Annotated in this window: 13 protein-coding genes; 8 read left to right on the top strand and 5 right to left on the bottom strand. The window is 66.0% G+C overall.

Translation table 11 applies throughout. From position 1 onward, the window contains the following. The first annotated feature begins 11 nt into the window (after positions 1-11). From Q0316_RS02405 to Q0316_RS02390, 4 genes are read left to right on the top strand one after another with little or no spacing between them, the layout of a single operon-like run. Positions 12-488: a nuclear transport factor 2 family protein gene (locus Q0316_RS02405; RefSeq protein ID WP_298669166.1), complete on the top strand. Its 477-nt coding sequence runs from the start codon at positions 12-14 to the stop codon at positions 486-488. After that, a complete protein-coding gene (locus Q0316_RS02400) occupies positions 485-2,395 on the top strand; it encodes a biotin carboxylase N-terminal domain-containing protein (RefSeq protein ID WP_298669162.1) in 1,911 nt (636 codons plus the stop codon). The genes Q0316_RS02405 and Q0316_RS02400 overlap by 4 nt, the downstream gene beginning before the upstream one ends. Continuing rightward, entirely contained in the window at positions 2,392-2,862 is a 471-nt protein-coding gene (locus Q0316_RS02395; protein ID WP_298669159.1) for a GNAT family N-acetyltransferase, read from the top strand. The genes Q0316_RS02400 and Q0316_RS02395 overlap by 4 nt, the downstream gene beginning before the upstream one ends. Beyond that, entirely contained in the window at positions 2,862-3,314 is a 453-nt protein-coding gene (locus Q0316_RS02390; RefSeq protein WP_298669156.1) for a MaoC family dehydratase, read from the top strand. The genes Q0316_RS02395 and Q0316_RS02390 overlap by 1 nt, the downstream gene beginning before the upstream one ends. 62 nt (positions 3,315-3,376) lie before the next feature. Here the strand turns inward: Q0316_RS02390 and Q0316_RS02385 are convergent, their stop codons facing one another. Next, positions 3,377-3,805, bottom strand: a complete 429-nt coding sequence (locus tag Q0316_RS02385; RefSeq protein WP_298669404.1) for a nucleoside deaminase — start codon at positions 3,803-3,805, stop codon at positions 3,377-3,379. Positions 3,806-3,939: 134 nt separating this feature from the next. Between Q0316_RS02385 and rpmB the strand changes: the two genes are divergently transcribed. Then, complete coding sequence (gene rpmB / locus Q0316_RS02380; protein WP_298669153.1) at positions 3,940-4,233, top strand: 50S ribosomal protein L28; 294 nt, start codon at positions 3,940-3,942, stop codon at positions 4,231-4,233. An 87-nt stretch (positions 4,234-4,320) separates the two neighbouring features. Here rpmB and Q0316_RS02375 read toward each other — a convergent pair whose 3' ends face one another. Continuing rightward, the gene (locus Q0316_RS02375; RefSeq protein ID WP_298669150.1) at positions 4,321-5,277 is read right to left on the bottom strand and encodes an esterase-like activity of phytase family protein; all 957 of its coding nucleotides are present in this window, start codon (positions 5,275-5,277) and stop codon (positions 4,321-4,323) included. Positions 5,278-5,415: 138 nt separating this feature from the next. Between Q0316_RS02375 and Q0316_RS02370 the strand changes: the two genes are divergently transcribed. The 3 genes from Q0316_RS02370 (at position 5,416) to infC (ending at position 8,759) form a co-directional block, all read left to right on the top strand. Continuing rightward, a complete protein-coding gene (locus Q0316_RS02370) occupies positions 5,416-5,790 on the top strand; it encodes a glycine zipper 2TM domain-containing protein (protein WP_298669147.1) in 375 nt (124 codons plus the stop codon). Between the two features lie 332 nt (positions 5,791-6,122). Further along, positions 6,123-8,117 carry a threonine--tRNA ligase gene (gene thrS, locus Q0316_RS02365; protein ID WP_298669144.1) on the top strand — a complete coding sequence of 665 codons (1,995 nt, stop codon included), beginning with the start codon at positions 6,123-6,125 and terminating at the stop codon, positions 8,115-8,117. A gap of 108 nt (positions 8,118-8,225) precedes the next feature. Next, the gene (infC, locus tag Q0316_RS02360; protein ID WP_298669141.1) at positions 8,226-8,759 is read left to right on the top strand and encodes a translation initiation factor IF-3; all 534 of its coding nucleotides are present in this window, start codon (positions 8,226-8,228) and stop codon (positions 8,757-8,759) included. Positions 8,760-8,981: 222 nt separating this feature from the next. On the opposite strand, the gene Q0316_RS02355 is transcribed toward infC, so the two are convergent. The 3 genes from Q0316_RS02355 to hemH form a co-directional block, all read right to left on the bottom strand. After that, positions 8,982-11,729: a [protein-PII] uridylyltransferase gene (locus tag Q0316_RS02355; protein WP_298669137.1), complete on the bottom strand. Its 2,748-nt coding sequence runs from the start codon at positions 11,727-11,729 to the stop codon at positions 8,982-8,984. Between the two features lie 188 nt (positions 11,730-11,917). Further along, the gene (gene phbB / locus Q0316_RS02350; RefSeq protein WP_298669135.1) at positions 11,918-12,640 is read right to left on the bottom strand and encodes an acetoacetyl-CoA reductase; all 723 of its coding nucleotides are present in this window, start codon (positions 12,638-12,640) and stop codon (positions 11,918-11,920) included. Positions 12,641-12,675: 35 nt separating this feature from the next. Beyond that, positions 12,676-13,656, bottom strand: a complete 981-nt coding sequence (gene hemH / locus Q0316_RS02345; RefSeq protein WP_298669401.1) for a ferrochelatase — start codon at positions 13,654-13,656, stop codon at positions 12,676-12,678. Positions 13,657-13,658: the final 2 nt, after the last annotated feature.

Below are 13,658 nucleotides of genomic sequence, written 5' to 3'. Positions count from 1 at the left end.
TTGGACAAACCATGATCGCGCCGCTCCTTGCCCTGCTGCTCCAGATCACCCCCGTCGCCCCGATCGTGAAGGGCACCGCGCTGCCCCCGCCCGCCGAGGAACAGGAGGTGCTCGCCGTCGCTGACAATCTGTTCCGGGCGCTCACCGCGCGCGACAAGGCAAGGGCGCTCAGCTTTTTTCGCCCCGACGGCGCGGCGCAGGCGGTGGTGGAGAAGGCTGACGGCACGCGCGCCTATCGCCACCTGACCTGGCAGCAGTTCGTCGGCGGCATCGCGGACAGCGGCCCGCCTTTCGTGGAGCGGCTCACCAATCCGGCGGTCGAGATCGACGGCGATATCGCGATGATCTGGAGCGACTATGTCGCGACGGTCGACGGCAAGGTCGCGCACTGCGGGGTCGATCATTTCGATCTCGTGCGCGAGGGCGGCCAGTGGAAGATCTTCAACATCACCTGGACCCAGCGGACAACAGGATGCCCCGCCGCATGATAACCTCGCTCCTGATCGCCAATCGCGGCGAGATCGCCTGCCGCATCATCCGCACCGCGCGCGCGATGGGCATCCGCACCGTCGCGGTCCATTCCGATGCCGATGCGAACGCGCTGCACGTGCGCCAGGCGGACGAGGCGGTGCATATCGGCCCATCGCCGGCGCGCGAAAGCTATCTGGTCGGCGAACGGATCATCGCCGCCGCGCTGGCGACGGGCGCACAGGCCATCCACCCCGGCTATGGCTTCCTTTCCGAAAACACGGATTTCGCAGCCGCGGTGATCGACGCGGGGCTGATCTGGGTCGGCCCCAAACCCGCCAGCATCCGCGCGATGGGGCTGAAAGATGCCGCCAAGAAGCTGATGCAGGAAGCGGGCGTGCCGACTACGCCGGGCTATCTCGGCGAGGATCAGTCGCCCGAGCGGCTCCGGGCGGAGGCCGACGCGATCGGCTATCCCGTGCTCATCAAGGCGGTGGCGGGCGGCGGCGGCAAGGGAATGCGCCGCGTCGAGCGGACCGAGGAATTCGCCGATGCGCTCCTCTCCTGCCAGCGCGAGGCGGCATCCTCGTTCGGCGACGATCGCGTACTGCTGGAAAAATACATCCTCAGCCCACGCCATATCGAGGTGCAGGTGTTCGGCGACACCCACGGCAATGTCGTCCATCTGTTCGAGCGCGATTGCTCGCTCCAGCGCCGCCACCAGAAGGTGATCGAGGAAGCCCCCGCGCCGGGCATGGACGCGGACACCCGCGCGGCGATCTGCGCGGCGGCGGTGCAGGCGGCGCGCGCGGTGGATTATCTCGGCGCGGGCACGATCGAGTTCATCGCCGACGCAAGCGAGGGCCTGCGCGCCGACCGCATCTGGTTCATGGAGATGAACACACGGCTCCAGGTGGAGCACCCGGTGACAGAGGAGATCACCGGCGTCGATCTGGTCGAATGGCAACTCCGCGTGGCGAGTGGCGAGCCGCTGCCCAAGCGGCAGGAGGAATTGTCGATCAACGGCTGGGCGATGGAAGCGCGGCTCTATGCGGAAGATCCGGCGAAGGGGTTTCTGCCGTCGACCGGGCGACTGGATCACCTTGCCTTGCCGGGTGATGCGCGGATCGAAACCGGGGTTGAGGAACGGGACATGATCTCGACCTTCTACGATCCGATGATCGCCAAGCTGGTCTGCTGGGCGGAAACCCGCGCTGAAGCGATCAGCGAGCTTTCAACCGCGTGCCGTGAAGTCGAGTGCGAGCCTGTGAAGACCAACGCCTGGTTTCTCGCGCGGCTCCTCGACAGGCAGGAGTTCGCGCAAGGCCATATCACCACCGCGTTCATCGCCGACCATCAGGATAGCCTGATCGCGGCACCACAGCCTTCGGACGACCTGCTGCAATATGCGGCGGACGACCTTGCGTTCGATGATGATTCCATGCCGGGCGGATGGGACAATCCGGCGCGGGAGTTTGTCCAGGCACGGTTCGGCTTTCGTCTGAACGCGCCCCAGCAGCGCGCGGTGAGGCTGCGCGTCGATGGGGAACCAAAAACAGTCGAAGTGGGCGACGAAGCCCTTTGGCACGACAGCGTTCGGGTGTCAGTGATTGACGGACCACGGCGCACCTATTTCGAAGACGGTGCAGCATTCGTGATCGAATTGCCACGAGCATCGGGCGCTGCCAGCGGCACCGCCGCCGACGGCGCGATCCTCTCCCCCATGCCCGGTCGCATCATCGCGGTGGAGGTCGCGGCGGGCGATACCGTCGCCAAGGGGCAGAAGCTCGTCACGCTGGAGGCGATGAAGATGGAGCATTCGCTCGTCGCGCCGTTCGACGGGACGGTCGCCGAACTCGACGCCACCACCGGCGGACAGGTGAGCGAAGGCGCGCTGCTCGCGCGGATCGAGCGGGCGGAAGGGTGAGCGGCCTTGCCCCTCGCGTCGCCACCATGGCGGACCTGCCCGCGATCGTCGCGCTGCTCGCCGATGACGTGAACGGCGCGGGGCGCGAGGATGCGTCGCTGCCGCTCGACGCGGGCTATCTCGCGGCGTTCGACGCGATCGCGGCCGATCCGAATCAGGAGCTGATCGTCGCCGAACTGGGCGGGCGCATCATCGGCACGCTCCAGTTGAGCTACCTCCCCGGCCTTTCATTCAAGGGGGCCTGGCGCGGGCAGATCGAGGCGGTGCGGATCGCCAGCGACCTGCGCGGCCAGGGGCTGGGCGGCGCACTTGTCGATTGGGCGGTAGAGCGGTGCCGCGCGCGCAACTGCCGCATGGTGCAACTCACCTCGAAGCTGACGCGCGCCGACGCGCACCGTTTCTACGAAAAGCGCGGCTGGGAAAAATCCCATGCCGGATTCAAATTCCATTTCGACGGAGAAGCATGATGGCCGGGCGCTGGTTCGACGAATGGCAGATCGGTGACCGGATCGAACATGAGATCCGCCGCACCGTGACCGAGACGGACAATCTGCTGTTCTCGACCATGACACACAATCCGCAGCCGCTGCACCTCGATCTGGAGGCGGCGAAGGCAAGCGAATTCGGCCAGATCCTCGTCAACGGCACCTTCACCTTCGCGCTGATGGTGGGGCTCTCGGTGGGCGATACGACGCTTGGCACGCTCGTCGCCAATCTCGGCTACGACAAGCTCGTCATGCCCAAGCCCGTGTTCATCGGCGATACGATGCGCGCGACAAGCGAGGTGCTCGCCTTGCGCGAAAGCCGGTCGCGCCCCGATGCGGGGATCGTCACCTTCACGCACCAGCTCATCAACCAGCGCGGCGAAATGGTGTGCCAGTGCGAACGATCGGCATTGCTCAGGCGGCGCGCGGATTGAATTTTTGCCGGTCCGGCTTTGCGGAAGCCGCTCGCGGGGGCGCGGCGGTGGCGCGACCGGGCCTAACGCCGCGCGGCGAAAAAATCGCGCAGCAGCTCGCCCGCCTCGCGATCGCCGATCCCGGCGAATATCTCCGGGCGGTGGTGGCACGTCCGCTGGGTGAAGAAGCGCGCGCCATGCTCCACCGCGCCGCCCTTGGGGTCGGGCGCGCCATAATAGAGCCGCGCAATGCGGGCGTGCGCGATCGCCCCGGCGCACATCGCGCACGGCTCCAGCGTCACCCACAGATCGCAATCCTCCAGCCGATCGCGCCCCAGCGCCTGCGCGGCGGCGCGAATCGCCAGCATCTCGGCATGGGCGGTGGGATCGCGCAAACGCCGCGGCGCATTGGCGGCGGCGGCGATCACCACACCATCGCGAATCACCACCGCGCCCACGGGAACCTCGCCCTCGCTCGCGGCATGGGCGGCGGCATCGAGCGCGGCGCGCATCGGGGGAGGCAGCGGGAACATCGCCCTCGCCTAATGTTTTATGCAGCGGCGAACCAGTCTCAACGACTTGACGAAATGCCGCCCCCGGACTAGGAGCGCGCTCTTTCCGGGCAACCGAAATTCAGGATTAGATCATGTCGCGCATCTGCGAACTGACCGGCAAGGGCCGTCAGGTGGGGAACAACGTTTCCCACGCCAACAACAAGACCAAGCGGACGTTCCTGCCGAATCTGCAGAATGTGACGCTGATCTCCGATACGCTGGAGAAGGGCGTGCGCCTGCGCGTCTCGACCCATGGGCTGCGCTCGGTCGAGCACAATGGCGGCCTCGACAACTGGCTCGTCAAGACCAACGACGAGAAGCTGTCGCTGCGCGCCCGTCGCCTGAAGCGCGATATCGTGAAGAAGCGCGCCGCCGTCGCGGCCTGACGCTTCTTACCGATTTTCCGTTTGCGAATCGCACGGCCCGTCCTCCCCAGCGGAGGGCGGGCCGTTCGGCGTTGCGCGAGATGACGATCAGCGCAGCCGGAATTTCATCAGATACGTGCGCCTGAACGCCATCTGATCGTTATCGGTGGTGAGCCACAGCATCGTCGCGCCATTTTCGCGCGAGACGGCCAACCCCTCGCAATTCTCGTCGATGATCGGCGCGGCGAGCGTGGCGATCTCATGGCCCGCAACAATCGCGCCCGCGCGAATCGCCGCACGCGGCACCACCACCAGCTTCGCCGAAAAACGCAGCCAGCCATGATGCCGGCGGTTGAGCACGACAAGATCACCGGACGGCAGCACCGCAGCATCGCTTGGATCATATCCAGCGGGCGGGCGATAGCTGAACCGGGCGATGCGCGTCGCCCGCTCAGCCGGATCACCGAGAAACAGCAACGCAGGGCGCGTCGCCCCACGCCACCGTTCGGCGATCGCGACAAAAGCGCCATCGGGAAAACGCGCGAGCGATTCGGCGCCGCCATTCTCCCACCACCGCGCCATTTCACGCGGCGCGCGATGCGCCTCGCCACGCTGCAACGACGAATCATAGCGCCAGATCTGGTTGGCGCGCTCGAACCCCACCCATGCCCGGCCGCTTTCCGGATCGACCGCAAGCGATTCGCTGTCGCGATCCTCCTTCGTCCAGCCGCGCCCCGGCCCCGTGCCAAGCGCGCCGGTTTCGCCGGAGACGAGGCGCCCGCCCGCGATGCGCAGCCGCAGCCAATTGCCCGAATCGCTCAACAAGGTCGCGCGCCCGCCTGCCAGCGCGAGCGCGGAAAACCCGCCGAACCCGGTCGCCGGGCTGTCGAGCACCATCGCCCCCACCGGCTCCAGCCGCCCGATCCGCGCCGGCCAGCCGCCAGGCGGAACATAACGCTCAAGACGCGCCTCCGCGCCGGGCGCGAGGCGCGCCACCGGGTCGATCCCGGCATAGCCCGGCACCACCAGCAGCACGGCGACAATCGAAAGCAGCAACGGGCGCATTGCACCCGCGATAGCCGCATCAACCCTGAACGGTCGATAACCAGCGCATTCAGGATCGGTTCGTCACGGATCGGGCAATCCGCATTTGTCGAGGCGGGAAACCGGCGCTCGACCGGAATTCGGACGGGAGACGAGACAATGTTCAAGAAGCTTTCACTGGCCGCCGTCGCCCTTTCCATCGGCGCGGCCACGCTGGCCCCGAGTGCCGCCGAGGCGCAGCGCTACAACGGCTACGGTTACGGCAATGGTTATGGCCACGGCTATAACGATCGCGGTCGCTACGATCGCGATTATGACGCGCGGCGCTATGACGACCGGCGCTATCACTATCGCGATCGCGGCTGCTCCGACGGCACCACCGGCACGGTGCTCGGCGCGGTGGCGGGCGGGCTGCTCGGCCGGACGGTCGACACGCGTGGCGACCGGCTGGGCGGCACGCTGATCGGCGGCGTCGCGGGCGCGCTGGCGGGCCGCGCGATCGAGAAATCCGGCAATCGCGGTTACTGCCGCTGAGCCGAAAACCTCTTTCCCTCGCGTTGCGTATCGAGGGAACCCTCCGGTTGTGTAACGAGGGCGCGGGCCTGTCTCCCCGGTGGAGGCAGGCCCGTTGTCGCCATCGCGCCCGCGCGCTATATGCACACGCATGAACCGCGCCGCGCGATCCATCCAGACTAGCACTACCCCCGGTTTTCCGGGGGGCCTGACGCGTATCGGCTGACGATCGCTTCAGGCGCCTTCCCGGAAACGGGGAGGAGCAAGCGCCCGGCCTTCCCTGTTTCCTGCAACTTTCCCTCGGGGCCTGCGATGTGCATAAGCCCGCGTGAATCGACAGGATACGCCTTCACATGAACGACATGATTTCGATCTCGCTGCCCGATGGCTCGGTCCGCGTGATGCCGCACGGCACGACGCCCGCGGATGTCGCCGCCGCGATCGGGCCGGGGCTGGCGAAGGCGGCGCTCGCCGCGCGGGTCGATGGCGAGTTGCGCGATCTCAATCGCCCGATCGAACGTGACGCGCAGCTCGCGCTGGTCACCGCGCGCGACGAAGCCGACGCGCTGGAATTGGCGCGGCACGATTTCGCACACGTGTTGGCGGAGGCGGTGCAGGAATTGTTCCCCGGCACGCAAATCACCTTCGGCCCATCCACCGACGACGGCTTCTATTACGATTTCGCGCCCAGGGACCGCCCCTTCACGGAAGAAGACCTGTCCGTGATCGAGGAGCGGATGCGCGCGATCATCGCCGCGAACAAGCCGCTGCGCCGCGAAGTGTGGACGCGCGAGCAGCTCATCAGCCGCTGGAAGGAGCAGGGGGAGACGTTCAAGGCCGAATGGGCCGCCGAACTGCCCGGCGACGAGGAACTGACGGTCTATTGGTCGGGCGACGACTGGCTCGATATGTGCCGGGGGCCGCACCTTGCCTCCACCGGCAAGCTCGATCCACAGGCGTTCAAGCTGACGCGCGTTTCGGGCGCCTATTGGCGCGGCGACCAGAATAACGCGATGCTGAGCCGCGTCTATGGCACCGGCTGGCTCAACAAGAAGCAGCTCGACCAGCATCTGTTCCGGCTGGAGGAAGCCGCCAAGCGCGATCACCGCAAGCTGGGGCAGGAGATGGACCTGTTCCACCTCCAGGCCGAAGCGCACGGCAGCGTCTTCTGGCACCCCAAGGGCTATATCATCTGGCGCGAACTGGAGGCGTATATGCGCCGCGCGATCGACGGCGCGGGCTATCGCGAGGTCAAGACGCCACAGGTGATGGACGCGCGCCAGTGGGAACAATCCGGCCATTGGGGCAAATATCGCGAGAACATGTTCGTCATCCCAGACGAGGTGCCCAACACCGAGGATGACGGCCCGATCGTTTCGGACAAGGCCGAGTGGATGGCGCTGAAGCCGATGAACTGCCCGGCGCATATCCTGATCTTCAAACAGGGCATCAAATCCTATCGCGACCTCCCTTTACGCCTCTATGAAAACGGCTGCTGCCACCGCAACGAGCCGCACGGCGCGCTCCACGGGCTGATGCGCGTGCGCCAGTTCACGCAGGACGACGCGCATATCTTCTGCCGCGAGGATCAGATCGTCGATGAGGTGCAGGCGTTCTGCAACCTCGCCGACCGCATCTACAAGGATTTCGGCTTCACCTATTCGATCAAGCTCGCGCTGCGCCCGGACAAGCGCTTCGGCAGCGACGAAATGTGGGACAAGGCGGAAAACGAACTGCGCGACGCGGTTGCCGCCGCGGGGCTCAACACGCCCGAATATGGCTGGGAGGAGCTACCCGGCGAAGGCGCCTTCTACGCACCCAAGCTCGAATGGCACCTGACCGACGCGATCGGGCGGACGTGGCAGGTCGGCACGATCCAGTCTGACCGCGTGCTGCCCGAGCGGCTCGACGCGAGCTATATCGCCGAGGACGGCCAGCGCCATCGCCCGGTGATGCTGCACCGCGCGATCTTCGGCTCTTACGAACGGTTCATCGGCATTCTGGTGGAGCATTTCGCGGGCAGGCTGCCGCAATGGCTAGCACCCGTACAGGCGGTGGTGGCGACGATCGTTTCCGATGCGGACGATTATGCCGAACAGGTCGCCGCCGAATTGCGCAAGGCGGGCCTGCGCGTCGAAACCGATCTTCGCAACGAGAAGATCAACTACAAGGTGCGCGAGCACAGCCTGGCCAAGGTTCCCAATCTGCTCGTCGTCGGCAAGCGCGAGGCGGATGAGGGTACGGTCGCGCTGCGCCCGCTCGGCGAAGGCGCGAAACAGGAGGTGCTGGCGCTTTCGGCCGTGATCCAGCGGCTGCGCGACGCGGGCATGGCGCCGGACCTCGCGTGACATCATCGCGACCGGCAAGGTGTGGCCGTTTCGCATCTTCCGGTTTGCCCGCGAAAGCCCTATATCACGCGCAGTGAACCAGCAGGAGAAGTACCTATCCGTCCGCCCATGATGCGCCGCCCGATGCAGGCGCCGCCGATGAATGGCCCCCGTTTCAACGAGTGGATTCAGAGCCCCAAGGTTCGTGTGATCGACCATGAGGGCGAGAATCTTGGCGTGATGTACACGCGCGAGGCGATCGAGCAGGCCCGTGACGTGGGGCTGGATCTCGTCGAGGTTTCGCCCAACGCCGATCCGCCCGTGGCGAAGTTCCTCGATGTCGGCAAGTATAAGTACGAGGCGCAGAAAAAGGCGAACGCCGCCCGCAAGTCCCAGAAGACGCAGGAGATCAAAGAGATCAAGATGCGTCCCAACATCGACGACCACGATTACGACACCAAGATGAAGAAGGTCGTCGAGTTCCTTGAGGACGGCGACAAGGTGAAGGTGACGATGCGTTTCCGTGGACGCGAATTGAGCCACGGGCAGATCGGCATGGCGGTGCTCCAGCGGGTCGCCGAAGCCACCGCCGAAATCGCCAAGGTGGAAGCCTATCCGCGCATGGAAGGCCGCCAGATGCTGATGGTGATCGCGCCGAAGTGAGGTGGATGAAGCCCCTCCCCTTCAGGGGAGCGGTTCGGGTGGGGCGGCGATAAACCGCGGGCGACGGCCTCGGTGAGACTTCCCCCACCCCCTCCCCTGAAGGGGAGGGGAGATCAGAGCGATTTCGAGGCAGGGGGAATCACCTGCCGCCCCGGAAATCGCGACACACAAAAGAATAGGGAGCGGCGATCCGATGCGATCGGATCGACAACCGCTCCACGGTCACGCCGCCAGCTCGCTCGTCACCCCCGCCGCCGCATCCAACAATCGCCGCTCCAGCGCCTTCACCCGCGCGCCCGCGCTGATCTTGTCCCCGGTCAGATCGGTCAGGTAGAAGGTATCCACCGCGCGCGCGCCATAAGTGGCGACATGCGCGGAATGGATCGTCACCTTCGACTGGAACAGCGCGTGCGCCAATTGGCTGAGCAACGCCGGTCGATCGCGCGCATTCACCTCGATCACGGTGAAACGGTTCGAGGCATGATTATCCACCAGCACATTCGCCTCGACCGGAAAGGCATCGGCGCGCACGCGCGGTAGCGGCTTCGCCTTCAGCCGGTCGATGAGCTTGCCGCGATTGGCGAGCGCATCCTCGATCGCGGTGCGCAGCCGGTTTAGCTGACCGTCTTCGTCGAATGGCCGGCCAAGCGGATCCTGCACGAGGAAATTGTCGAGCGCCATGCCATCGCGCGTGGTGTGGATGCGCGCGTCGATGATATTGCCGCCGGCAAGATGGATCGCGCCGGCGATGCGATAGAAGATGCCGGGATGGTCGGCGGCGTAAACCGTCACCAGTGTCGCGCCGCGATCGGGATAAACCTGCGCCTCGATCGTCAGTTGCGCATCGCCCGCCGCGGTGATGAGCCGCGCGTTATGCGCCAGCACGTCCTCCGGCTCGGCAATCCAATAGGCTTCCGGCATGTGGCGGACGAAACGCGCCAGCGTCGCTTCGTCCCAATCCAGCGCCCGCGCGAGATTGGCCTGTTTTTCGGCCAACCGCTCCGCGCGCCCGCGCTGCTTGTGGCCGAGCCGCAGCACCTCCTCCGCCGCCTCGAACAGATCGTTGAGCAACTGGCGCTTCCAGCCGTTCCACGTCGCCGGGCCGACCGCGCGGATATCGACGACGGTGAGCGCCAGCAGCATCCGCAACCGCTCGGGCGACTGCACGGTCGCGGCGAAATCGAGGATGGTCTTGAAATCGGCGAGGTCGCGCTTGAACGCCGTCGCCGACATCAGCAGGTGATTGCGCACGAGCCAGGCAACGCTTTCCGTCTCCGCCGGCGTCAGCCCGAAACGCGGGCACAGCCGCTCGGCTACCTGCGCGCCCAGCACCGAATGATCGCCGCCGCGCCCCTTGGCGATATCGTGAAGCAGCACCGCGACATAAAGCGCGCGCCGCGACGCGATATGCTTGAAAATCGCGGTCGTCAGCGGATGTTCTTCGATAAAATCGCCGCGCTCGATCCTGCTCAGCAACCCGATCGCGCGGATCGTATGCTCATCGACGGTGTAATGGTGATACATGTCGAACTGCATCTGCGCCACGACGCGGCCGAAATCGGGCACGAAGCGACCGAACACCCCCGCCTCGTTCATCCAGCGCAACACCAGCTCAGGATCACGTGGGCTGGCCACCAGATCGAGGAACAGCGCGTTCGCGCGCGGATCGTCCCTGATTTCGTCGACCAGCTTCGCATCGCGCGCCGCCGCGCGCATCGCCATCGGATGAATTTCCAGCCGATGCAGATCGGCGAGCTGGAAAATCTCGATCAGCCGCACCGGGTCTTCGGCGAAGAAACCATCGTTCGGCAACGCCAGCCGCCCGCGATCGAGCACGAAACCGCCCAGCTTGCGCGGGCGTCGCCTGATCGTCGGCAGGCCGAAACGCCGCCCGCGCGCCGCGAACAACTCATCGAGATGCGCGAGGAACACGCCGGTCAACGTGCCCACCGCCTTCGCCTGCAGGAAGTAATATTGCATGAAACGCTCGACGCCGGATTTCCCCAGCCGGTCCGAAAAGCGCATCCGATCCGCAATCTCGCGCTGCACGTCGAAGGTCAGCCGATCCTCGGCCCGGCCAGTGACGAGATGCAGGTGGCAGCGCACCGCCCACAGGAAATTGTCGGCACGGTGGAACAGGCGATATTCCGCCGGGGTGAACAGCCCCTTGTCGACCAGATTGGCCGCGCGATCGACATCATAGACATATTTGCCGATCCAGAACAAAGCGTGGAGATCGCGCATCCCGCCCTTGCCCTCTTTCACATTGGGCTCGACGACATAGCGCGTATCGCCCATCTTGAGGTGGCGCTGATCGCGCTCGGCCAGCTTGTCCGCGACGAACTGCCGCTCGGTATCGCGCTGCACCTCGGCCTTGAAACGGTGCGCGGCCTCGTCCGCCAGCGCCTCATCACCCCAGACGTAACGCGCTTCGAGCAGCGCGGTGCGGATCGTCACGTCGCTTTTGGCCTGACGCACCATCTCGTCCAGCGAGCGGCTGGAATGGCCGAGCTTCAGCCCCAGATCCCACAGCACATAGAGCATGGATTCGATCACCTGCTCCGCCCATGGCGTCTGCTTCCATGGCGTGAGAAAGGCGATATCGACATCGGAGAACGGCGCCATCTCCCCGCGCCCGTATCCGCCCACCGCGAGCAGGGCGAGCCGCTCCGCTGCGGTTGGGTTGCTCAGCGGATAGAGCCGCTGGGTGACGAGATCGAACAACACGCGCAGCAACTGATCGATCAGGAACGCCTGCGCGTTCGCCGCTTCCAGCCCGCGCGACGGGCGCTCGATCAACCGGCGCGCGATCTCCGCCCGGCCCGCATCGAGCGCCTGCTTCAACTGCGCCGTCACCGCGCGGCGCAGCGTCGCCGGATCGGCGGTTTCCAGCGCGGCGAGGCGATCGGAAAGCGCGCGGCGATCGACGATCGCGCGGCGGTTGGTCAGATTGTCGAAGCGGCTCGGCATATCGGGCGAAGGTACAGGAAAGCGCAAACGCGGTCGATGCGGGAGGGACGGTGCGGTGGCGGGGCTGGCAGCGACGCGGGAGTGAATCCCGCGTCGTCGGACGGGTTCGCTGCGCGACCCGCCGACCGTGCCGGGCCGTGCGCCGATGGCGCAACGGCGCCGTCGCCGCGCCGACGCGCCTCGGCCCGTCAATACATATGCTGCCCGCCGTTGATGCTGAGCGTCGATCCGGTCACGAACCCGGCATCATCCGAACAGAGGAACGCCACGCCGCGCGCGATTTCCGCCGCCTGCCCCAGCCGGCCGACCGGAATCTTGGCGACGATCTTCTCCAGCACCTCCGCCGGCACCGCGGCGACCATATCGGTGTCGATATAGCCCGGCGCGATCGCGTTGACCGTCACGCCGGCGCGCGCGCCCTCCTGCGCCAGCGCCTTGGTGAAGCCATGGATGCCCGATTTCGCGGCGGCGTAATTCACCTGGCCGTATTGCCCGGCCTGCCCGTTGATCGAGCCGATGTTGACGATCCGCCCCCATTTGCGCTCGCGCATCCCCGGAAACACCGCCTTGGCCATGTTGAAGCAGCCGCCGAGATTGGTGTCCATCACCTCGCGCCACATCGCATAGGTCATCTTGAGGATCGTGCCATCGCGCGTGATGCCGGCATTGTTGACGACGATATCAATCTCGCCCAGTTCCGCCGCCACCGTCGCGCAGCCCTGCTGGCAGGCGTCATAATCGGCGACATCCCATTTATAGGCCCGTATCCCGGTGCGCTCGGTAAATTCGCGGGCGCGCTCGTCATTGCCGGCATAGTTCGCCGCGACCGTTATGCCCTTGTCCCGCAACGCGACACTGATCGCCTCACCGATGCCTCGGGTTCCGCCCGTTACGATCGCCACACGCGCCATTCGGAAATCTCCTCGTCCATCAAGACGGATCGAAGCTACGGAAGCGAGACCCATCCTTCAAGCTCCCGCGCAAGGAGCGTCCGCAGCATTTCCAGCCCGATCGCGCTATCGTTAAGGCACGGAAGATAGGCGAAATCCTCTCCTCCTGCGGCGGTGAACGTATCGCGGCCACGGATCGCCAGTTCCTCCAGCGTCTCGATGCAGTCGACCGAGAAACCGGGCGCTACGATCGCGACGCGCTTCACGCCCTTCGCCGGCAGCCCGGCCAGCATCGCATCGGTCGCGGGTTCGAGCCATTTCGCGCTGCCGAAGCGCGACTGGAACGTCACCGTCACCTCGCGCCCCAGCGCCGCGCCCAGCAACCGCGCGGTTTTCAGGCAATGGCAATGATAGGGATCGCCCAGTTCCAGCGTGCGCGTCGGCATCCCGTGAAAGCTGACTACCAGCGCATCCGGCGCGAAACCCAGCCCAGCGAGCGATTCCTCCACCGACTGCCCGAGCGCGGCGATATAGGCCGGATCGTCATAATAAGGCGGCAGCGTGCGGACCGCCGGCTGCCAGCGCATCCCGGCGAGCGTCGCGAAGGCTCGATCATTGGCGGTCGCGGTGGTCGCCGCGCAATATTGCGGATAGAGCGGCGCGAGCAGGATGCGCTCGCATCCAGCGGCCTTCAGCGCCTTCAGCCGATCGCCGATCGCAGGCGCGCCATAGCGCATCGCCCAATCCACCATCACCTCCGGCCCGAACGCGCCGCGCAACCCTTCGGCCTGCGCGCGCGTGAACACGGCAAGCGGCGAGCCATCGGGCCGCCACACCTGCGCATAGGCATGAGCGGATTTGCGCGGCCGCGTCATCAGGATCGGCCCGCGCAGGATCGGCTGCCACAGCAACCGGGGCAGTTCGACAACGCGTTGATCCGAAAGGAACTCCGCCAGATAGCGCCGCACCGATTTCGCATCCGGCGCATCGGGCGTGCCGAGATTGACGAGCAGCACGCCAACGCGCGGCCGCGCCATCC

The sequence above is a fragment of the uncultured Sphingomonas sp. genome (assembly GCF_937871615.1).
GTDB lineage: Bacteria > Pseudomonadota > Alphaproteobacteria > Sphingomonadales > Sphingomonadaceae > Sphingomonas.
This window is presented reverse-complemented; position numbering and strand designations above follow the sequence as displayed.